Annotated in this window: 21 protein-coding genes and 1 pseudogene; all 22 read right to left on the reverse strand. The window is 34.9% G+C overall.

All coding sequences use genetic code 11. The annotated features are described in order from the left end of the window. Nucleotides 1–71: 71 nt before the first annotated feature. Nucleotides 72–221: pseudogene (locus V8Z93_RS14470) on the reverse strand (dTDP-4-dehydrorhamnose 3,5-epimerase family protein); the annotation flags it as partial. Nucleotides 222–236: 15 nt separating this feature from the next. After that, the gene (locus tag V8Z93_RS14475; RefSeq protein ID WP_439431957.1) at nt 237–1,601 is read right to left on the reverse strand and encodes a nucleotidyltransferase domain-containing protein; all 1,365 of its coding nucleotides are present in this window, start codon (nt 1,599–1,601) and stop codon (nt 237–239) included. Between the two features lie 115 nt (nt 1,602–1,716). Continuing rightward, entirely contained in the window at nt 1,717–2,472 is a 756-nt protein-coding gene (locus tag V8Z93_RS14480) for a WecB/TagA/CpsF family glycosyltransferase (RefSeq protein ID WP_439431958.1), read from the reverse strand. Nucleotides 2,473–2,495: 23 nt separating this feature from the next. Continuing rightward, nucleotides 2,496–3,560, reverse strand: a complete 1,065-nt coding sequence (locus V8Z93_RS14485; RefSeq protein ID WP_439431959.1) for an AbiH family protein — start codon at nt 3,558–3,560, stop codon at nt 2,496–2,498. A 25-nt stretch (nt 3,561–3,585) separates the two neighbouring features. Continuing rightward, entirely contained in the window at nt 3,586–4,428 is an 843-nt protein-coding gene (locus V8Z93_RS14490) for a hypothetical protein (RefSeq protein ID WP_439431960.1), read from the reverse strand. Next, nucleotides 4,397–5,665: an AAA family ATPase gene (locus V8Z93_RS14495; protein WP_439431961.1), complete on the reverse strand. Its 1,269-nt coding sequence runs from the start codon at nt 5,663–5,665 to the stop codon at nt 4,397–4,399. Before V8Z93_RS14495 ends, V8Z93_RS14490 begins: the two co-directional genes overlap by 32 nt. Before the next feature lie 388 nt (nt 5,666–6,053). Then, nucleotides 6,054–7,106 carry a mannose-1-phosphate guanylyltransferase gene (locus tag V8Z93_RS14500; protein ID WP_439431962.1) on the reverse strand — a complete coding sequence of 351 codons (1,053 nt, stop codon included), beginning with the start codon at nt 7,104–7,106 and terminating at the stop codon, nt 6,054–6,056. A gap of 94 nt (nt 7,107–7,200) precedes the next feature. Next, a complete protein-coding gene (locus V8Z93_RS14505) occupies nt 7,201–8,253 on the reverse strand; it encodes a glycosyltransferase family 4 protein (RefSeq protein ID WP_439431963.1) in 1,053 nt (350 codons plus the stop codon). Nucleotides 8,254–8,259: 6 nt separating this feature from the next. Next, nucleotides 8,260–9,291, reverse strand: a complete 1,032-nt coding sequence (locus V8Z93_RS14510) for a glycosyltransferase family 4 protein (protein ID WP_439431964.1) — start codon at nt 9,289–9,291, stop codon at nt 8,260–8,262. Continuing rightward, nucleotides 9,272–9,802: an acyltransferase gene (locus V8Z93_RS14515; protein ID WP_439432868.1), complete on the reverse strand. Its 531-nt coding sequence runs from the start codon at nt 9,800–9,802 to the stop codon at nt 9,272–9,274. The genes V8Z93_RS14510 and V8Z93_RS14515 overlap by 20 nt, the downstream gene beginning before the upstream one ends. Beyond that, nucleotides 9,726–10,856 carry a glycosyltransferase gene (locus V8Z93_RS14520; protein WP_439431965.1) on the reverse strand — a complete coding sequence of 377 codons (1,131 nt, stop codon included), beginning with the start codon at nt 10,854–10,856 and terminating at the stop codon, nt 9,726–9,728. Before V8Z93_RS14520 ends, V8Z93_RS14515 begins: the two co-directional genes overlap by 77 nt. 2 nt (nt 10,857–10,858) lie before the next feature. Then, nucleotides 10,859–11,434 carry a serine O-acetyltransferase gene (locus V8Z93_RS14525; protein WP_439431966.1) on the reverse strand — a complete coding sequence of 192 codons (576 nt, stop codon included), beginning with the start codon at nt 11,432–11,434 and terminating at the stop codon, nt 10,859–10,861. Nucleotides 11,435–11,469: 35 nt separating this feature from the next. Then, nucleotides 11,470–12,177, reverse strand: coding sequence for an acyltransferase (locus tag V8Z93_RS14530; RefSeq protein ID WP_439431967.1), 708 nt, complete (start codon nt 12,175–12,177; stop codon nt 11,470–11,472). Continuing rightward, complete coding sequence (locus V8Z93_RS14535; protein WP_439431968.1) at nt 12,149–12,862, reverse strand: glycosyltransferase family 32 protein; 714 nt, start codon at nt 12,860–12,862, stop codon at nt 12,149–12,151. The genes V8Z93_RS14530 and V8Z93_RS14535 overlap by 29 nt, the downstream gene beginning before the upstream one ends. A 9-nt stretch (nt 12,863–12,871) precedes the next feature. Further along, nucleotides 12,872–14,053 (reverse strand): hypothetical protein, encoded by a 1,182-nt coding sequence (locus V8Z93_RS14540; RefSeq protein ID WP_439431969.1) that lies wholly within the window; start codon nt 14,051–14,053, stop codon nt 12,872–12,874. Next, nucleotides 14,050–15,258 carry a hypothetical protein gene (locus V8Z93_RS14545; RefSeq protein WP_439431970.1) on the reverse strand — a complete coding sequence of 403 codons (1,209 nt, stop codon included), beginning with the start codon at nt 15,256–15,258 and terminating at the stop codon, nt 14,050–14,052. The genes V8Z93_RS14540 and V8Z93_RS14545 overlap by 4 nt, the downstream gene beginning before the upstream one ends. After that, nucleotides 15,251–15,964 (reverse strand): hypothetical protein, encoded by a 714-nt coding sequence (locus tag V8Z93_RS14550; RefSeq protein WP_439431971.1) that lies wholly within the window; start codon nt 15,962–15,964, stop codon nt 15,251–15,253. Before V8Z93_RS14550 ends, V8Z93_RS14545 begins: the two co-directional genes overlap by 8 nt. Further along, the gene (locus V8Z93_RS14555) at nt 15,961–16,818 is read right to left on the reverse strand and encodes a phosphotransferase (protein WP_439431972.1); all 858 of its coding nucleotides are present in this window, start codon (nt 16,816–16,818) and stop codon (nt 15,961–15,963) included. Before V8Z93_RS14555 ends, V8Z93_RS14550 begins: the two co-directional genes overlap by 4 nt. Continuing rightward, the gene (locus V8Z93_RS14560) at nt 16,793–17,383 is read right to left on the reverse strand and encodes an HAD family hydrolase (RefSeq protein WP_439431973.1); all 591 of its coding nucleotides are present in this window, start codon (nt 17,381–17,383) and stop codon (nt 16,793–16,795) included. Before V8Z93_RS14560 ends, V8Z93_RS14555 begins: the two co-directional genes overlap by 26 nt. Then, the gene (locus V8Z93_RS14565; RefSeq protein WP_439431974.1) at nt 17,383–18,114 is read right to left on the reverse strand and encodes a glycosyltransferase family 2 protein; all 732 of its coding nucleotides are present in this window, start codon (nt 18,112–18,114) and stop codon (nt 17,383–17,385) included. The genes V8Z93_RS14560 and V8Z93_RS14565 overlap by 1 nt, the downstream gene beginning before the upstream one ends. Then, the gene (locus V8Z93_RS14570; RefSeq protein WP_439431975.1) at nt 18,111–19,109 is read right to left on the reverse strand and encodes a glycosyltransferase family 2 protein; all 999 of its coding nucleotides are present in this window, start codon (nt 19,107–19,109) and stop codon (nt 18,111–18,113) included. Before V8Z93_RS14570 ends, V8Z93_RS14565 begins: the two co-directional genes overlap by 4 nt. 7 nt (nt 19,110–19,116) lie before the next feature. Next, nucleotides 19,117–20,664 (reverse strand): lipopolysaccharide biosynthesis protein, encoded by a 1,548-nt coding sequence (locus tag V8Z93_RS14575; protein ID WP_439431976.1) that lies wholly within the window; start codon nt 20,662–20,664, stop codon nt 19,117–19,119. Nucleotides 20,665–20,755 lie beyond the last annotated feature (91 nt).

The raw sequence follows: 20,755 nt of genomic DNA on the forward strand, positions 1-20,755 counted from the left end.
CGATTTTTTTATATCTACTAAATGGAGACAGATGAATTCGAAAACAAAATATTTTTTAGGAAAGAATCCGTTTAGTATTCGAAAGGACTATCAAAGTCCTTCAATACCTCATGTTTTGTATCCTTCTCCGAAAGATTAGTGTGTTCCGTAAGAATGCGCCAATCAATGCCAAGAGATTCATCCAAGATAGAGATACCTCCATCTGCCTCTGGGTGATAGAAGGTATAATAGTAATGTTATTTAATTCTGTTTATAAAAAACTTCCATCCTGCGAACCAGGTTCTAAAAACCGGTTCGCACACCGCCTCAGTAGGATAATGCTTCACGAATCGTAGATTCCTGAGATTCATTCTGAAGTAACGATGAATCTTACTTTCATCTACCTTACTTCCCATCCTATCATCATACTGTCCGAAATTTCCTCCTCTCATGATTTCATCAAGCAGGAACCTACCTTCCTTTTCATCCATCGGCGCAATCATCCTATCTTCTGATAGCCCGAACACCTCCTTCATCACGAACATCACAGCCTGGGCAAACTTCCATAAACCCAGATGCTTCAATTCCCTCTGCACCACATCTAAAGCAACAGAAGAACAGGCAGAGAAAAAAGAAGAGCCGGCATCCAAAGAACAAGCCGAAGTCGTATCCCCACTACCATCCAGGCGGTCCCAGCCCGCACAATCTGGCGAGACCTTTGATGGTCCGCCATCCTTAGAGCGTAGCGGTTCCGAGCACCGGAGGGCGGTTACATCCCCGCTTCCTGAGGAAGAGGGGCTTGGGGAGAAAGTGGAGCCCTCTTTGGAAAGAGGGACGGGGTGATTCGAAAAATTACTTAGATGATTCGAAGAGATTTGATAGACTTTACAAAAGTCGCAAACCACATAGTAGTAATCCAGAAGCTGCCTCAATCCGATTCCCTCTGTAAAGATATGCCGATACAGATGAGAAAGGATATAGATAACGTTGAACGAAGCCGTAGGCACATGAATCTCTCCATAACCATCAGGCAATGAAACCCGATGATTACACTGTTCGCCCATCACCTCCTGAAACCACTTCTGCATTCTCCGATTATGAATCGGACAGAACATATACGAAGGAGTGAAATGCACCTCTATCGCCGTCTTCATCACAGGAAAATCCACATGATGATACCGCATCACCTGATTCGGACACACTCGATCAACATACTTCATGATTTTCCTGCGACCACCCGAAAGATAGATATCAATGTCCCCAGGCGTTCGCATATAAGGGTTAGGATAAAGCAACGCATTCCCCTGCCCCTTCAAGATACAGTTAGCAAAGCCCTCGTTTTCGAAGTTCTGGCAAACTTTTACGGAATCCTGAAACAGTCTGATATTCTGTTTTCGTATCTGTTCCGCCATCACCATCCATTGCATCAGTAGCTTCTGCTCTGGTGCCAACTCCTTTGGCAATCGCCGGATGCCATAAAACAGAACACCAAGCAAGGCTTGTTTCTTGGCAATGGCATATAGCACTTTCCAATCCGCTTCCTTCAAAGAACCAGGTATTTCCTTAGCAGAGCCAATACAGAATCGCAAGAAATCAAAGAAAATCTTTTGTTGTTTCAACATAAAGTTGTACTTTTGCACGCATGAAACAAGCCATACGCATCATATTATCCTACATAGCAGCTATCATCCTTCTTCCGATAGCCTTGCTATGTAAGTTCTTCCGAAGAAAGTAATCCTACTTTTTTCGGAAAGGATCCTTGTATATTCCCAAGAGCTGCTTACCGAAGTAATAGAAGAACTGCATATCATCCACGAAATAACGCTTGAAGAGGCGCTTTGGTTCCTTCATGCAACGATACAACCACTCCATACCAATCTTCTGCCAAATCTTAGGCGCACGTTTCAATGTTCCAGCTTCGAAGTCAATGGTAGCACCCAGAGCCATGAACACCTTTACGCCAGGCATCTTATCACGATACTTCATTATCCATTTCTCCTGCTTTGGAGCACCCACACCAACGAGCAGAACATTTGCACCACTCTCGTTCACGATGCGAACCAACTCCTCACATTCATCCTCATGCTTCTCGAAGCCAAAGGAAGGAGAATGAGCACCGACCACCATCTGGCGACCTACCTTCTCATTGATACGTTCCATTGCCTTGGCTGCAATACCCTCCTTAGCACCAAGCAAGAAGATTTTGCAGTCAGCATCATTCTTATGATACATATAATAAGAGGTGAAGAAGCTGGAACCCGGAATCGCTTCCTTAATTGGAGTCTTCAACAAGTTACCGAACAGGTAGAGTATTTTGCTATCGCACACCACCCATTCCGCATTCTGATACACATCATAAAACTCCTTGTCCTTCTGAAGCTTAATCAGATGATCAAGATTAGGAGTCACTAAAACACCCTCCTTCAGGTTCTCCAAGAGTTCCTGACGAGTAATGTTCTGAATATCTATATTTAATACTTTTACTGTTTTCATTTTTATTTTTTTTAAGAAAAATATTATCTCGTAGGAAACGATGTCGTTTTTATTGGTTCACTAGTTAATAAATCCTGATAAACTAATTGAAAATTGACATCTAAAGTGCTGTGGTCAATACCAAAGTCAAACATTCTATTTTCTCTAATCGGAAGAATTTCTCCCATTGGTGCCAAAACATCTATGTCTTTGGACATCAAAGCAGCTCTTACCTTCATAGAGAATTCATGATTTCTACGTAGTATCTGAGTCTTTTGTTGAAGGTGATACTCCGTATCAAATGGACAATAAACAAGAATTTTATTGGTGTTTAGCAAAGCTTTTCCAATATAATTCCACCAATCTGCATCTGTCTTACCCAAAGATACTCCAAACAATAAAATGACATCAGCGCCATTAATCATCTTACGACATTTTGCATCAATACCATCATCAAACTCTCTATTAACAAAGGGCTTAACAACAGTAGACTTTACTGGATAACTAGACTGGAAATATCTATTTGCAATTTGGCTTTCATCGTTTACCCCCATTAGCAAACCCTCTTTTAGAGTCATATGTATATGTTCAATATTTTTAATTGAAGATACATTAGCCCCTAAATCACCAACAGCCATACGTAATATCTTCTCCAAAGATGATGTATAATTGAAAGTCATAATATCATATTCCCACTTTTTTGTATCGATCTGTCTAGATTCTCCAAAATGGCTCCACAAATGTTGCTGTTTCAAATCAAAATACCCCTCAAAACTTTCTATATCTTTGAAAAATTTCATTACTATATTAGGATTAGGTTCAAACCTTTTATCTATTTCAGACAGATAAATAGTTAAAGCTTGAGAAACGTTTTCAACAGCATCAATATAACTATCAGAATCGTCAAATTGTGAAGAAACCTCACCTAACGCAACCTCAAAATCTGCCCATTTATCATAGTCTTTATTGATAAGGGATTTTAGTTTTATAATATTTTCGGAATTATCATAAGCAGATGAATCCATAAAATATTTCAAAAAATGCCGATAAGAAGTTGGCATACCTAAGTTTAAATCAAAACCATTTCCAAAAATCAACAATAATTTCATAATAAAAATTTACAACTAAATAATTTTATCGCAATATGTTAACCTTATTCTCTTTGCACCATTTTTCTAAGCTCTTAAATAGTTCTGTCCTCTTAGCTTCATTTTCAGTAAAGTTCTGGGAGAAACATTCTCTCAAGTCCTTATCACTAATTTGCTTTTTAAATCTATGTCGAAAGATACCAGCTATTCTAGTAATCAAATCGTGCCCATTCGTCAATTGATTTGAATTGGGATTAGCGTGATTATTTTTAAACTTTTGGAATGTCTTTCTTGGAAAAAGACGATAATTTTTTTTGGAGGGTTTAAAATACTGCAATGCAAGAGCTTCTGATATTGGTTTTCCTGGACATAAATTTATAAGATCCAATTTTTCAAATACAAAAGATAATTTTCGATACATATTAAACCATTTTATCAAAGAAACATTGTATAATTCATTTTTTGCTTGTTTTCTAAAATCGACAAAGGCAGAAGAAGGTTGAACGGACTTAAAAACTTTTCTCCATACATTGTTGTTTTCAATGAGCATCAACTCTGAATCATGACCATCAGTAAAAAAAACATTTGTGTCGAAAGGATCAATACCATCCAAACGTTTAAAGTCACTATCCAATATAGATAAAAATCTATAGTTTGTCTCTTCCTTTATTGTTTCATGAACAGTTTTAACGTGATCGCAACCATTACAATCTTTTATATCCACTTCATCAATATTAAAAAAATTATTATATATAACAACATCATCAATACCTTCCACCAAAACTAAAAATTTACTTATAGTTAATGGCATCTTATGACCCAAGATGATAGAGCGTGCTATTCTTTTCTGCCCACTATCAATTTCCTTTAAACTTTTGAATTTTCCCATTTTCACAAAGATCATAAGTTAAATTCCAAAATCCATGAATAAATGTTGGTGAATGTGTAGCAATAATCATCTGGCATCCAGTTACCTTAGCTGTTTGCAAATAATCTTCCAAAAGCTTATCCAACCATGCCATATGCAAAGAGTTTTCAGGCTCATCAATTAATAGAATCTTACTATTTGATAATCCAAAAACTAATTTATAGCACAAGACTAGCAGATTCTGCTCACCACTAGATAAATTATGAGGAGGAATTTCGTGACCGGATTCACTTATAACATACATTTTCCCATCTTTAAAAGCTAAATGTTTATATGATAAACCTTTAGAAGAGACAAGCTGGTCGAATGTAGATAGCCTAGCATAGAAAGGCGATAAAGTTGAAAGTTTATTATCCAAGTCCTTTAGATATAGTTTCAATACTTCTTCATAATGAATACCTAATTTTTCAACTATTTCGAGTTCACCAACCAAGCCATACTTTTTAAATTTTGCGATTTTATCTAAGACTTGCTTATGAATAACATCTCTTTTGATATGTTTAATCGTTTTATTCTCTGCTAAATTCGATAATCTTTTTACAAAAGAGCCATCCACTTTCAAGCTCATCAAATTATAAGCCTTTTGCGCTATCAAGAAAAATTCTTCTATGTATTTCTGTATATCATCTACAGTTTTAACAGGTAATTTATCATCTGTCGTACGCAAATAATTTACAAGGCGTTGTTCCTTTATCATTATACACTCTCTACCCTCCAAAAAATCCAAAATTTTTGGAAAGTTATTCATAACAAAAGTATCATTTTGATACAGATACTTCCAATCTAACTTTTCATCAATTCGAGAATAATCAAAGTCTTCATTTGGTTGAATACCATAATATTTCAGCAAATTAGATATATAAACAACATCTAAATCTGCAATCTCTATTCTATTCCCATCTTTGTTCATTTCTATATGAACAGTAGCATCAATCAAGACTCCACTAATGCTAGTTCTGTTTACCTTTCGATTCAAACAGCAACTAACATTTGAATCAAACTGGATTTTTATAGTAGAGAAAGGAAGAAAATAGAAATACCAAAACTGTCTTGAACAAAAATGATTGATAATTTGCAAAATAGTTGTCTTACCAAAGCCATTTGGTCCTGTAACGATCTGTACATTAGGCTCATTATCAAATTTAATATCATACGAATACAAATCATATAAGCCTTCTATTACAAGCTGTTTTATCATATCTATATTTTTATATAATGATTTTATTTTTCCAAAGTCATTAAGCCTCGACTCCCATTGATACAGCCAACTAAGTCTAAAACTACCACCATTCTTACATCAACAAGCAATTGAGAATCCCTACCCCCAGGCGGTCCCAGCCCGCACAATCTGGCGCAGACCTTTGATGGTCCGCCAACCTTATAGCGTAGCGGTTCTGAGCACCAGAGGGCGGTTACATCCTCTCGTCCCTGAGGGAAGAGAGGCTTGGTGAGAAAGGTGGAGCCTTCTTTAATGGTAAAGAAGGACGGGATGATTTTAGAACCATGATAACATCCCATCTGGGAGAAGAGCCAGTGTATTGGATGAAAGAGCAATACAATGGTACCGATTGCACCGCTATCGTCCTCTATTTCCCAAACTCTTTAATTCTCTGTTCCTCTCGCAATGAGCAAACAAGCAGTTGTCCATGCTTCTCGGCTACGATATAGCCATCCAAGCCTTGAACTACCACCTTGCTTTCATCAGCTGCATGAACCACGCAGTTCTTGCATTCATACAATCGGATGTCATTGCCTACCTTAGCATTACAATCATCATCTTGTGGAAGCAAGGTGCGGAGGCTGCCCCAGCTGCCTAAGTCGCTCCAACCAAACTCGGCTGGCAAGGTATAGATTTCCTTCGACTTCTCCATCACGGCATAGTCAATGCTTATCTTCTCGCAGGTTGGGAAGAGTTTGCCAACTACCTCTTTCTCCTGTTCGGTATAGAAAGAAGGAGCCATCTCATCCATGATGCTGGCAAGCTGAGGCTGGAAGGTGCGGACTGCCTTGCTGATGGTATCAATGTTCCATACGAAGATTCCGGCATTCCAATAGTAATTGCCAGCGGCAAGGTATTGCTCTGCAGTTTCCAGGTTTGGTTTTTCCTTGAAAGCCTCAACCTTATAGATTTCATCTACGGATGTTGGCTCTGCTGCGGCGATATAGCCATAGCCTGTTTCCGGGCGGCTTGGCTTGATACCGATGGTAACGATGGCGTTCTTATCAGATGTATAGCTCAATGCCTTGCTGAGCACTCGCTGATACTCCGATGTATTGATCACCAGGGCATCGGATGGTGTCACCACGATGTTGGCATCAGGATGCAGCTTCTGGATCTTCCAGCAGGCATAAGCAATACATGGAGCAGTATTGCGAGCCTCCGGCTCTGCTAATATGTTATCTACTGGCATGTCAGGGATTTGCTCCTTGACAATGCTGATATATTTCTCGTTTGTCACTACCCACATGTTTTCGACAGGACAGATTGGCTTCAATCTATCTACTGTCAATTGAATGAGGGAACGGCCAACACCCATCACATCAATGAATTGTTTTGGGTAATCGGGGGTTGACATAGGCCAGAAGCGGCTACCTACGCCACCAGCCATGATAATGATTTGAATATCACAATATTGCATTTTCCCAATTTTAAATGTAAGCCCACAAAAACTATTCTTAAATACAAGAAAATTATCAACTCACATATTTTTCAATCTATACAAACATGAATGCTTATAACATGGATTCATATAAAGATATAGTTTCTTCTAAATTTTTCTCTATCGAAAATTTATTTTGAATAGTCTCAAAAGCTTTATTACTAAAAGTCTTCAACAACTTCTTTGATTGTAAAAGAGACAAAATTGCGTCAGCAAGTTGACCTGAAGACTTCGGTTCTATAAGAATACCATTTTCACCAGATGTTATGACCTCTGGTATTGCACCTACTGGTGTTGCAATATTAGGTATACCATAAGCCATCGTTTCCAAAATTGTCATTGGTAATGCTTCAGTATATGAAGGTAGCAAACATATAAGTGCATCTTTAAAACAAGCTGGTTTGTTTTTTGGTGTTAACCAACCACAATAATTAATTCTTTTACTAACTCCATACTGATTTATAAGCTCTTCTATATTATGATTTTTATCAGCACCATAAAGATTAAATTCTATATCTTGCGGAATCTTACTATCAATTTGCTGAACAGCCTCTAAGATTTCGTTTATCCCTTTTAAAGGTGTTAACATTCCTAGAAAAATTATTTTTTTAGACTCAACATTATAATAATTAACATCTGGAGCAAAGACAGCATTGTACAAGACTCTAATTTTGACATTACCCTTAGTAATTCTTCTGATAAACGGTTCCCATTTAAAACCTAATAAAGCTATCGTATCAGCAGAAGATAGCAAATATGAAACTAATCTCTGTTTTTTTACTGATAAAGAATCAACCCAAGGCTCAACATCAGCATGGATATGAATCAAGACCTTAGACCCTAAAAAATTAGAAACTCTTGCTATAATTCCCTCCCTCCAAACACTTGTTCTTGTAGACATATGTATATGCACAACATCATAGTGTTTTATAAATATTTTCCAAGTAATAACACAAAGAGCTTTTATAAAAAAAACAATTTTTTGAAAATTTGAGGAATTAACAACAGAAGGTATATACTCTAAATGTGTATAATCACAAAAAGACTTATCATTAAGATAATTATCAACTACAGTTAACATCCCACCTACCGAAGTTCTATCAACTCCTATCATTAATACTTTCATAACATTTTATTTAATGAGTTTATATAATTTTAAAGCTGACTCTTTCCAACTATATCTCTCTAAAACCTTATTTGAGTCATCAACTTTATTATCTTTTAAAAGTTTATCCAAATCAACATTAGTGTCATAAGGATCAACATAAATAGCACAACCTTGATATATTTCTGGCAAACATGTTGTATTTGCTACTATAATTTTAGCACCTTGGCTCAAAGCTTCCATTGGAGGAATACCAAAACCTTCATGAATAGAAGGAAAAATAAAGGCCTTACAATTCTTATATAATGAAACTATTTCTCCATCTGAGAGATAACCTAACCATTTTAAGTTTGGAACATTATCAATATCTATATCACTATTTTTAACACGAATTCCACTCAATACAAATACTTCTTCAGGATGTTTTTTGGCATATTCAACAACCCACTTCGTATTTTTGTTATAATTTATATTACCTAAAGTAAAATAAAAAGAATTTTCTTTCAAATTATTCTTTTCTAAGATTGCATTATCTGGAATAATTTGAGTTATATGCTGCCACCCATTACTTATTATATGAATACGCTTAGAATCAATATGATATGTATCAATTAAACTATATTTTGAAAAATAAGAAACAGTCAATATATCATAATTCGTCCAAGCGGCAATTCGATAAACCAATTTATGCCAAGCTACTGATAATTTGCCATGAAGAGTTTTAAAGTACTCAGGATGTGTTTTATAAGCAACATCATGAATACATATAACGCCAGGATGTATTAAAGGCTGACTATTACAAAGATTAACACTAATTCCATGGTTCTTCATTAGGAATATTGGGAAATCAATTTGTTCCCATAATAACCCTTTATGATTACCATACTCTATAACACAGATATTTTGAAAACGTGGAACATTTGCTCCATAAGGGACAACAACTTTAATCTCGCCAGTAGAAGAAATTTTATCTATTTCTTGAAGTAGCTGACGAGCAAAGCGATGAACGCCCGTTACTTTTTGAGAAAAGAACAGGCCATTAATGTAATGATCTTTCATTTTTTCTATTTTTTATTAACTTTGCAGGATTTCCTCCAACAATACTATAAGGTTCCACATCTTTAGTTACTACAGAACCAGCTGCCAAAATACAACCTTTTCCAATATGATGACCAGGCGTCATGATTACCCTTAAACCTATCCAACAATCATCATCTATTATTGTCGGCGTTCTTCCTTCAATAGAACCTTGGAAACACATTGGCTTTTCTGTATCACTAAATGTATGATTATTGGCAACGATATGTACTTCAGGAGCCATCATCACATATCTACCGATAATAGTATTGTTTGGAATAACACAATTTTCACCAATACCACTGTAATCACCTATTTCTATATCTCTTCCATCACCAAAATAGGCATGTCGATCAATAGTGGAAACTTTACCACAATACTTGAATATTCTGCGACAACAAAATATTCTCATAGCATTAAATAACCTCCCACCAAAACGAGAATACGAACTTGGCAAACGCGAAGCAAATCCATAATATATAACTAGAAAAATTCGCCCCCCCCATTTGTTTCAGCAAAGCAGCTATATCCATATTCATCATTTTTGCATAAACATAAACATAATTACTTTTTCCATTATACATAAGAGAGGTCATGATTCTCTGGTGAATAGGCAAAAAGTTTGCTTTATATATTGGCTTTATTTCTTCCCATATACTTGCCGTAATAATATTTTTTATATACTCTAGCTTTTGTGCTTTAGGTATATCAAGCGAAACTATCAATCTTATCATTGAGCGGATATACCCTATGAATAATCGTTTGGCACGTAGAGAATCTTTGTCTAGTTCCATTGTTCGTTCTTTAAGTAAATGATATAAAGCCTGAATCTTTTCAAACTTTTCTGGCTTAAAAGATTTCGTCAAAGAACCACCATTAAAACAATACACATAAAAGACATCTGGTATAAACCCTACGCTATTACAGCATTTAAGAAAATCTATTTGAAAAGGAATATCCTCCGAAGCATAATCACGCTCCGATATAAACATTATCTCATTATCTGTAATTACAGAACGCTTATAAACAGAATGCCAAACAGACATATCATGTATATACTCAGATTTGCAATGTGGCGGAGCAGCAATGAAATCAAGTAAAAGCTCATTCATTCTTTCACTTGTATATTCAGTATATGAATCACACTCCTTACACTCAATAAAACGATTAGGACTAAATTCTTTTTTAAAACCACAAAACACAGCGTCATTATTATTATCTTTAGCAGTATTATATAGCTTCTCATACATGTTCAAATCTACATAATCATCAGAATCCACAAATGCGACATATTCACCTTCAGCTATTTCTAATCCAGAGTTACGAGCATACCCCAATCCAGCATTCTCCTTATGTAAGACTTTTACTCTTCTATCTTTCTTTGCATACTCATTACACATCTGAGGGCAATTATCAGGAGAACCATCATCCACCATAATAATCTCAATATCCTCCAATGTCTGATTAAGCAAAGAGTCCATACAACGATTGAGATATTTCTCGACATTGTAAATTGGTACTATTATACTTATTTTTGGATGTATCATAATTATTTTACTTTTTTTGCAGGAACACCAGCTATAGTTATATTTGGTTCATTAAAAGAATGAACAACTACTGCCCCTGCTGCGACTTTAATGCCATCTGCAATATTTACATTACCTATAATTTTAGCTCCAACTCCAATCATTACATTGTCACCTATAACAGGACAACGAAGATCTTGTGGACCAGCATTACCTATACAATTATTGCCATGCAAATGACAATTTTTTCCAATCACACTACCTCCATTTACAACACAGCCCCCTCCAAAATGATACACCAACAAACCTGGTCCTATGTTACATGTACCTATCTCTAAGTTAAGTTCTGCCCCTAAACGATTACGTTTGCGAATATAATATATATATTTAATTTTATCTAGCAACGATGGAGAATGATGCAATTTATACGTATAATAATCAGTAATGCGTGATATAATCTGCCATCTTAAAATCAACCATTCTGGTTCATTTTTCAAGAAAGCCCAAAAACGTCTTTTCCTTGTTGAAAACATATATTGAGAATAAACATTTTTATCATACTCTATAATATAATTTAATTCTGCACAATTTTTTATCATATCTATGATTTTAAAGGAAAAGACATTTAAGCTGACTAGTCTAAATTCTCCAAGAATTGTTTAAATTCATCAAAACCAGCAAACTTTGCTATATGATGTCTTTTCCAAATTTCAAATTGAGCTGGACTAAAAATGTTGTGATAAGGATAATTATAGTTTTGATAATTGCTACCATCAACAAAACAAGGATAATCGTCATAGAAGTCATCAATATGAACATCTCTACCTGTTTTTTTTATAGCTAACGCATATTCAATACATTCATCAATGTATTGTTTTATTCGTTTTTTATAATAATCTTCATATGTACAAATAACTTTTGCAGGAACACCTACCGCAACACTATTTGCAGGAATATCCTTGGTCACTATAGACCCTATGCCGATAATAACATTGTCACCAACAGTTACACCCTTTAAAATTGTCACATTTTCACCCAGCCAAACATTATCTCCAATTTTCACTTTACCATGACTTGGAAGAAATTCTCCATAAGAATTAACGAAACACCAAGAAGCCCAATCGTGAGTTAAAATTATTGTTCCACTATGCAAAAATACATTCTTACCAATTTCCACCAACTCAGGGCGACTCATATCTATCTGAATATGCTTGGGATCAAGTACATAAGTTCCATCTCCAACTTTTACCCCCCCCATTTTTATATATTTTAAATATCTTTCAGACGAAGAAGTGTAATATAATTTACGTATTTTATTTATCAATTTTTGAATTATCATCATATCGAATTTGATATTTTAATATTGTTAATAATTGAACTATTCTTTTTCTCAGTCTACTAGAATTTCCCCACGTATAACTAAAATCATGAATAGTATATGTTTCTTCATTATTATATAGACTTTTAGTTCTCCAATCATTTGCACATAAATAAACTTGTGGCAAAAAAACAAAGCCTCTAAATAATTTCATTTTATTATCACAAACCAATCCTTTTGATTTAAAGAAATCAGTAATAAAACTAACATTAGTAGTTTCATCATATTTTAAACCTAAAAAGAATTTTCTAACAAAATAATTCGAAAATATTTCTTTTAATAGAGCATTATTGGGATTGCTTGCGATTACACCTGTTGTAACATATTGTTCATGTTCAAATCCTAAAAAACCATCAGAATTCAACAAATCATCAGAAAAGCGCTTTAAAACTCTGATATCAGTATCAAAATAGATACCTCCATCTTTAATTAATGCGTACAAACGAGCAACATCAGACACAAAAGCATATTTTTTTGCAAAATAAGCTTCTTTTGTATATGGAATCATGTTGACATCAAAGTTGTCTTCGTTCCACTCCTTTATCTCGAAATCTGGAAAGAATTTCTTCCAAGTCTCAATATACTCCAATACTTTCTGTGGTTTAGGCTTCCGTCCAAACCAACAATAATGAATAATCTTTGGTATCATATTAAATATTTATTTTTTTTCATATTTGAAGGCATATAACGTCATTATAGACATTGGAATTATAGGACAATCTGTCTGCAAAGCATTATTAGTATTAAATAATAAAAACATTATAATAACTAGGCACAACAATGTAAACTTATTTAAATTTATCGACTTATATATTTTAAACCAATACAAGAAAAAAAGTATGGTATAAATAATTCCAAAACCAAAAATTAAATTTACGACTGAATTTTCTATCGCAACTAAGGAATATTTTACCATAAAAGACGTAGATATCGTTGTCGGCAATCCAATAAGGATATCAGCTATACTCATATCACTCGTCAAGATTTTAACTAAAATAAATCTTGCATAAGAGCTACCATCATTTGAATCCATTCCTATAGCCAAACGAGTTCCCATATTATGACTTTGAACAAAGATCAAAAGATAGGTAATAGAAATTCCCAAGAATGAAAACAAAAATATTTTCTTCCATAAACTTTGTTTTTTTATAACAAAATCCCTCCATAAGTTCATCAACAAAATGATTCCCATAAAATATATAGAACTTCTTGAGTTAAAACAAAACAATGATAAATAGCCAATAAAGAAGAACGCATATCTGAAATTAATATTTAAATTACTAGAAAGAATACCGCACATTATTATTGATACAAGAAAAGAATTTTGCAAAGGATGTCCTTGCAACGCAAAGGCTCTCATTTCTTCTTGACCTGTTATCATCTTCAATGTATCAACAGAAACTGCAAAAAGTAAATTTCCAGAAAAATATTCATAAAATGCTATTATGAATTCAACGCATATAAAACTTAACAAAAAAAAACGTAACCTTTTTAATTGTGCAGAATTAAACAATCTTAACAACGCACATAACATGAGCGGTTCAAATACACTATTTATAAAAAAAGACATTCCTGCACTTTTATTCATAAATATTTTTTGAAATACACCAATAAGACAGGATGCAATTATCAAATACTTTTCATACTTGTATAGCGAAACCTTATGGATATTTAACATGTATGCAAGTAGAAGGAAAGGTATGGTTAGATAGTGACTCAAAGCGAGAATACTATCACCTTCGATATTCAAATGCAAATAGCGAATAACATTTGAACCGACAAAAATTGTTAAAACCAAATATATGTTACATAAAATTGGTTTCGATAAACTGTTATTCATATCTTATTTATTTTCACCGAGTCTATTATATACTGAGCAACTTTAGCTGGTGCCCAATACTTTTCGTATTGTTCTATAACATATTCCTTGCTAACTGGTTTTAAATGTTTCAGCTTATCAGAAACTTCCGAATAATCAACCTCATCATCAGGCAGATAACCCATTTCTCCGATTTCCGTCACTTCATCACCAAATGGATGATACCATTTCACATGGAGATTATCGGTAGCTATGGCTGTACCGCATACGAAGCTATCAATGAAACGAGCAGGAATACTCATTCGATAACCAGAAACATTAACATTGTACTGGAACTTTGCAACGTGTTTAGAGAAATCTTTCAGCGGTATAACTAATTCCTCATTAGTATTAACACCAGTGTCAGAGTTACCTCTATTAATAACTCTAGCATCATAACCTTCACCAAGACCATTCATAATATCGGCAATCTTAGCTCGCTTCTCATTAGGATGGTTTATCTTATTACCAAAGTATCCCAAGATATCTGACTCCCAATCCCAATCAGGTTCTGTTACATGTTCTGTTGGCACAGGACCAGCAGCATTACCAAAATAACACATTGCCTTTTCTGATTGCTTTACAGAACGCGCAGTAAGTAAATTATGATAGGCAGCATCTAACTCCTGGAAAGAACATGATCTTCCCATAGAACGAGGTCCAATCATCAATGGCTTAATTTTATCCTTTAAGTCCAAAACATCTGGACATAACTTTCTCTTAGCACATTGCTTACCAGCATCCTGAGGATTAGCAAATTCTGAATCAAAGTATGGTAGATATACATTCCCCAACTTAAAGCCTTTCTCTGTTATTTCCATAGGACATTGCAACTTAAAATAAGCATCAACTTTTCTCAATTGTGCGCCACAAAACATATTAGGGCTGTCAGCTGAATCTATACAAAAGTACTTTTGCTTGGTACCATATTTAATATAACCAGTAAAATAAGCCTTTGTTTTTTCCTCAGCCTGACCACCCTTCAGATATTGTATTTTATTCACACATCGTACAAGGAATTTATTATTATACAACAAAAAGCGTTGCATAAAAGGAACCTTGAATTCTAGCTTTATTTCCCCTTTTTTTGCTAATAACTGAAGCCCATAGACGAACCATTGATAATATTGAATCCTATTTGACAAGTTGGTTACAACAACCGTCGGCTTAAAAGAATTATTACTCATATAATCGAGACTTCAAAGAATTTAAATACATTTTTTCATTTCCCCAATCTTGATAATCCTCTACCTCAAATGGTCTAAAAGACTTATTATCAAGCAACATGGCATAAACAATATGAGACATATAAAGTTTTTCGAAATGACTCAATCGCTCATAATAAGAGCAAAACAGTTTGGCATTTTCAAAGAGATAACCACCTGCATTGAAATATCTACTGATGATTTTCTTTTCTATGATATTAGTGATGTAGAACTGGTCATCCAAATCGACATAGCTCTTATTGTGAGGATTAACCATATCCAACTTGTCCAGAGGATAAATGGCGATACCATTTGTCTCAGTAAAGTCACAGGTGAAATAACCATCTGCATCCTTTACAAAGATACTACCCTCTATCTGCTCTTGCTTTACACACTCATATATCGTTTCTGCTTGTGAATTAGTTGGAACTTTCAAGGATAAGACTTTCGCCTTTTCTGATAGCCCTAAATTACGCAACTGCATATTTAGCAATTCTGACAGATGGTATTTCGGATCAAGTTTGTCTAAAATCACAAAATAAATATGCTCAAACTTTGTTAAATCCAAACCTTGTATAGATTTGATGCATAGCAAAACACCATCTTCCGAAAAATTGAAAACATACGGCATCGTATGCTCATACTCAGGTCGGTCTGCCGCTATGGGCACTATTAAACTCAAACTCATAACATTGAATTGATTACATTCTTAAGATAATTGGTTACTTTCTCTTCCTTGGCATACTGCAAGATACGCAGGAAGTTCATCAGTTGGAAGACATGATAATATTCACGATACCAAACATACTGCGAATAATAAGAATCAATCTCATGGTCTATCTTCTGAGATATGATACTCAATCTTACCAAGTCTACATCTCCTTCATACATCAAACGGGACCATTCATACTGAGAATCCTGACGAATCTTTACAAGGTCGAGCAAAGGTGACTCGATAAAAGAATCCAGGAAGTCGATGAGGTAATAGTTGTTGCCATTGAAGAGGATATTTGAAAAAGTCAAATCACCATGACACTTTCCCATCGGGATTTCTATCTCAATCGGAAGTTGCCCAATCACCTTGCTACATTTCTCCAGCAAAACCTCAACCTCTTTATCTCCTTTCAAGAATTCATTCACATGACATTTATTACAAACATCCAAGAATTTATCTTTAACAACCTGAGTATTGACCTTTCGAAGAGGAGAATCTTCTATCTCGGCATTCATGAATATTTTCAAAGCCTTGACAAAATAACTGATATTGTCGAAACCTGCATCTTCAAAGTAATCGATATAGTTCTTGCTATACACATACTCCATTTTGATAATGAGATGGTCATCCGTCTTGTCTATCTCGAAGATTTCAGGAATACGTATGTGCTGATAAGCTCTTCTACATGCATCTTGCTGTTTTTTAGCCTGCAAGTAGAGGCGATTGATGTATTTAGGGTCATGTGTACTCTTATAGATATACAGATTATTGCCGTCATTGACAATATCTATTTGGCAGCCACTATGACCTTTTACTTGTATTTCCATAAAAATAGTCTTTTGTTATTTGAACATAAGAAAGATTAGCTGCAACGGCTGCGCCTATACCTACGGGAGAATCCTCGAAGACCAAAGCTTCGCCAGGTTGGATATTCAACTTTTCTAAAACTTTATTATAGATTTCAGGATTGGGTTTTCCATGCTCAACATCCTCGCCAGCTATAATCAGCGTAAAAGCTTCCAAGGCTCCTATATGCTCCAAGGCAGTCATTAAGTTTTTCTTTCGTGCCGTAGATGCCACAGCAGTCAATCCACCTGCTTGCTTGAAGGACTTCAACATAGTAAGGAGAGAATAGTTAACTTTCAACTTGTCAAAGAAGAGAGGATAACAATCACCCTTCGCCTTTCTGATACCTTGCTTGATGACAGTATCAGAGATTCCCATATGCTCCATAAAGTCATCGAATCGGAAACCGAAACAATCTTGGTATTGCTGCTCTGTTAAATTCAAGCCAAACTGGGAGAAAGCCTTTTGGTAAGCCAAGAAATTAGCCTCGAAGGTATCTACCAAAGTTCCATCAAAGTCTGTTACCAATAGTTTTATCTGTGACATTACATATAGCGTTTTAGTTCTTCTGGTGTGCCGTATGAGTAATACTCCTCCATTTTAGCTAACTTTACATGCTCACCATTCTGCAAAAGTGTATTGAATAACAAGGATACGTAAAATTCAGGCTTTGAGAAGTGAGTATCAGCCAGCATTGCATCTGCAGCATTCAAGAAGCTCTGAGCTTTTGAAAAGAAATAAGCACCACAAAGCGCATGATGAGAAATCACCTCTTTCTCTGCGGTTCTTATAACATTCATTTCAGAATCCACTTCAGCATAACTATACTTTGGAAGGTCTGAGTCAAAAGATACCAGCATTCCACCATCTACATCTTCTATTGGCTTAGACAGAATAGACTCGATATTTTCTACATAATCCTTGCTTTTAAACTCCAAGTCGCAATCCATCACAACAATGGAATCTTCTGGAGCAATTGCTGAACGAGCCATCAAGCAAGTCTCGACAGCACCTCTAGTTGTCTTTTGAACTGAGAAGATATTTGCATCTGGAAGAATCTGCTTTATCTTCTCATCTATTTGATACTTGTCTATATGTTCCTGTCGAACAATAAACGAATACTTCATAGGAGCATCTTCTACTTTAACACTCCCGATGGCACGAAGAAACAATTCCTTATCGTGCAACTTAATCAATGGTTTAGGAGTAGTCCATCCCTCTTTCAAGAAACGGCTACCCTCACCTGCCATTGGCATTATAATGTGTAATGGTCTCATTTTCTTATTATCGTTTTCAATACATTATACAAAGGCAAGACAAATCTTATCAAGACAAATCCTACCATATATTTTTTATCTTTTATTGTTCCAAGTAAAGCGCGAACGGGTTTAGAAAAAACACTCGATGACACATCTTGAGGCAATTCGATGTTTCTTGCTAAATCCAAATATATTGCATAATCTCTCCATGAATATTTATAATTAGACTGTTGATAGTCTATATAACATCCTAACGAATGGGCGTAAGCTTGCTGCATAAACTTTTGATTGCCGAAGCTAAATGTCGAACATAACTCTCTTAGTGTACTGATTTCTTTTTCCAAATAATTAAGCACCTGCTTCTCATTAAGTAGATACTTCTTATTCACTGGCGGACAATAATAGTTATAGCCTGCATAATTAATGAACACCAAGGTCTTACAAAACATCAAAAAATTCATAACGAAAACATGGTCTTCCCCCCAAAAAAGTGATTCATCAAACCGCAAGCCAGACTGCTTTAGAAGCTCTGATTTAAACAATTTACTCCAAGGAACACCTACAGGGGTATCGGCGAGATATTCTGCCATACATGAGCCAATTTCGTCATCTACGACAACTCTATTGGGATAAACGAACTGATGAGGCTTACCACCAGTACTTTTGAATCCACAAAAAATCAAATCTCCATCCCGTCTAACCAGCTGCTCAAAATAATCATTATCAAGGAAATCATCAGAATCAACAAAAGCTATATATTTTCCTTTAGCTTCATCTATGCCAAGATTACGAGTAGAACTCACTCCTCCATTTTGCTTATGGAAAACTCTTATACGAGCATCTTTTTCTGCATACTCATCACAAATTTCTCCCGACTTATCTTTACTCCCGTCATCAATAAGGAGCAATTCGAAATCGATAAATGTCTGAGCAAGGATGCTATCTATACAGCGTTGTAGAAGTTTTTCTACATTATATACAGGTACAATAACACTTACTTTTGGATTATTCATATTTACTCTAGTTACGATTTCTTACTTTATTTATCAATTCAAATATTTTCCCTTTTATGAATATACGTTCTGAACAAGTACAACCTACGGAGTAAATTACCATACTAGAACAAAGTACACAAATGCTACATTCAATAAAAAATGATGCATACCCCTCATTAAGATTGTTATATGTAACATACGGCAATATCGGAGACAATACTACCACAAACAAAATGGGTTTTACAACCCGTCTAAAATAATCAACTAGATTCATATTTATCATTGGCAGAACTATTCTAAGTCTTGCATATTGGGTACATATTTCTACTAATATATGCACAACAAAGACATATTCTGGTCGAATTCCTAGAAATTTTAAGCAAACATAAGCTATGGGTACTATCATCAAAAGCATAGTACCTTCAATTAACTGAAATTTTTTCAGACGTCCTGTAGCATGAACTGATACTATAATCGGATTTGACAAGGTAAAAAGTAAACCTACAATCAATATCAATCTGAGAAAATTCACAGTATAATCTGGTACAATACCTAACCATGTCTTTAATACGATATTTGCTTCAAACATGAGAGGCATAGCTATAAAAAACAAAATGAAAAAAGAAAATTTAGAACTCTTTATTAATAAACCATGCATCATTTTCAAATCGCCTTGAGCATAACTTTTTGTCAGCTGAGGATTTAGTGCCATCTGAAAATTATTACAGAATTGCTGACATATATTCTGAACTTGAACAGCAACTCCTCTGGCAGCATTTACAGCTGGACCAAAAAACATATTAAGCAAGATATTCAATCCTTGCGTAAATCCCATTACTGCTAAATTTCCGTTCATAGTCCAGCCTGCAAATGAAAAAATTTCTTTAAATAATTTCTTGTCGTAACAGCATTTTGCATGTACTTCATCAAAATGCCGAGAGCAATATATCATATAAACAATTTGATCAAAAGCTTGAATGCAGAAGAATAAAAAAGAATATATGATTAATTTATCGAATGGTATAACAACCAACAAATAAACAATCAATAATTTTAAAACTGCATCAACAATCGTAATGTAAGCAAAAGCCGACATTTTTTCATGAGCAATAATAGTTGCATTATAGGGAACAGTGATAACTGCAATCATTGCAGAAAGTATGGAAAATTGGTATACCCAGAAAGCCGCAGTTTCACGTTCTGCTGGAATTTGCAACTGGGTGGTCATAAACCATAGGCCTAAAGTCTCTCCTACAAGCAATATAACTCCTGCCAAAATATAATGAATACTCTTGATATTACCAAAAGTTCTTTTCATCACACTCATATTACCCTTTCCCAAATCAAAAGTGATATACCTAGAGGATGCTGCACCAAGAGATCCTGTCAAAAATCCCAGCATGGTTATAACTCCACCCACAACATTATTAATACCAAAGTCAACTACTCCCAATGTATTCAATACGACTCGACTCGTATATAACGATACCAACATCATAAAGAGCATTCGGAAGTAAAGAAGCAAGGTATTCTTTGCTATTCGTTTATTATTATCTGATGTTTGATTTGACATTTACTTTTTCTTTTCTATTGATTTAAAAAACTCTTTCTATCATTCTCCCAAATGGTATCAGCCTCAACCGCTGGAAAATGAAAGAACTCTA

Source organism: Segatella copri, assembly GCF_051861805.1.
In the GTDB taxonomy this organism is placed as follows: domain Bacteria; phylum Bacteroidota; class Bacteroidia; order Bacteroidales; family Bacteroidaceae; genus Prevotella; species Prevotella copri_M.

Excerpts from the sequence above, each read along its gene's own strand:
- V8Z93_RS14530 (WP_439431967.1), bottom strand. The coding sequence starts at position 12,177 with ATGATGATAATTCAAAAATTGATAAATAAAATACGTAAATTATATTAC.
- V8Z93_RS14480 (WP_439431958.1), bottom strand. The coding sequence starts at position 2,472 with ATGAAAACAGTAAAAGTATTAAATATAGATATTCAGAACATTACTCGT.
- V8Z93_RS14540 (WP_439431969.1), bottom strand. The coding sequence starts at position 14,053 with ATGAATAACAGTTTATCGAAACCAATTTTATGTAACATATATTTGGTT.
- V8Z93_RS14520 (WP_439431965.1), bottom strand. The coding sequence starts at position 10,856 with ATGATACATCCAAAAATAAGTATAATAGTACCAATTTACAATGTCGAG.
- V8Z93_RS14510 (WP_439431964.1), bottom strand. The coding sequence starts at position 9,291 with ATGAAAGATCATTACATTAATGGCCTGTTCTTTTCTCAAAAAGTAACG.
- V8Z93_RS14535 (WP_439431968.1), bottom strand. The coding sequence starts at position 12,862 with ATGATACCAAAGATTATTCATTATTGTTGGTTTGGACGGAAGCCTAAA.
- V8Z93_RS14550 (WP_439431971.1), bottom strand. The coding sequence starts at position 15,964 with ATGAGTTTGAGTTTAATAGTGCCCATAGCGGCAGACCGACCTGAGTAT.
- V8Z93_RS14485 (WP_439431959.1), bottom strand. The coding sequence starts at position 3,560 with ATGAAATTATTGTTGATTTTTGGAAATGGTTTTGATTTAAACTTAGGT.
- V8Z93_RS14565 (WP_439431974.1), bottom strand. The coding sequence starts at position 18,114 with ATGAGACCATTACACATTATAATGCCAATGGCAGGTGAGGGTAGCCGT.
- V8Z93_RS14475 (WP_439431957.1), bottom strand. The coding sequence starts at position 1,601 with ATGTTGAAACAACAAAAGATTTTCTTTGATTTCTTGCGATTCTGTATT.
- V8Z93_RS14570 (WP_439431975.1), bottom strand. The coding sequence starts at position 19,109 with ATGAATAATCCAAAAGTAAGTGTTATTGTACCTGTATATAATGTAGAA.
- V8Z93_RS14525 (WP_439431966.1), bottom strand. The coding sequence starts at position 11,434 with ATGATAAAAAATTGTGCAGAATTAAATTATATTATAGAGTATGATAAA.
- V8Z93_RS14505 (WP_439431963.1), bottom strand. The coding sequence starts at position 8,253 with ATGAAAGTATTAATGATAGGAGTTGATAGAACTTCGGTAGGTGGGATG.
- V8Z93_RS14555 (WP_439431972.1), bottom strand. The coding sequence starts at position 16,818 with ATGGAAATACAAGTAAAAGGTCATAGTGGCTGCCAAATAGATATTGTC.
- V8Z93_RS14545 (WP_439431970.1), bottom strand. The coding sequence starts at position 15,258 with ATGAGTAATAATTCTTTTAAGCCGACGGTTGTTGTAACCAACTTGTCA.
- V8Z93_RS14500 (WP_439431962.1), bottom strand. The coding sequence starts at position 7,106 with ATGCAATATTGTGATATTCAAATCATTATCATGGCTGGTGGCGTAGGT.
- V8Z93_RS14560 (WP_439431973.1), bottom strand. The coding sequence starts at position 17,383 with ATGTCACAGATAAAACTATTGGTAACAGACTTTGATGGAACTTTGGTA.
- V8Z93_RS14575 (WP_439431976.1), bottom strand. The coding sequence starts at position 20,664 with ATGTCAAATCAAACATCAGATAATAATAAACGAATAGCAAAGAATACC.
- V8Z93_RS14490 (WP_439431960.1), bottom strand. The coding sequence starts at position 4,428 with ATGGGAAAATTCAAAAGTTTAAAGGAAATTGATAGTGGGCAGAAAAGA.
- V8Z93_RS14495 (WP_439431961.1), bottom strand. The coding sequence starts at position 5,665 with ATGATAAAACAGCTTGTAATAGAAGGCTTATATGATTTGTATTCGTAT.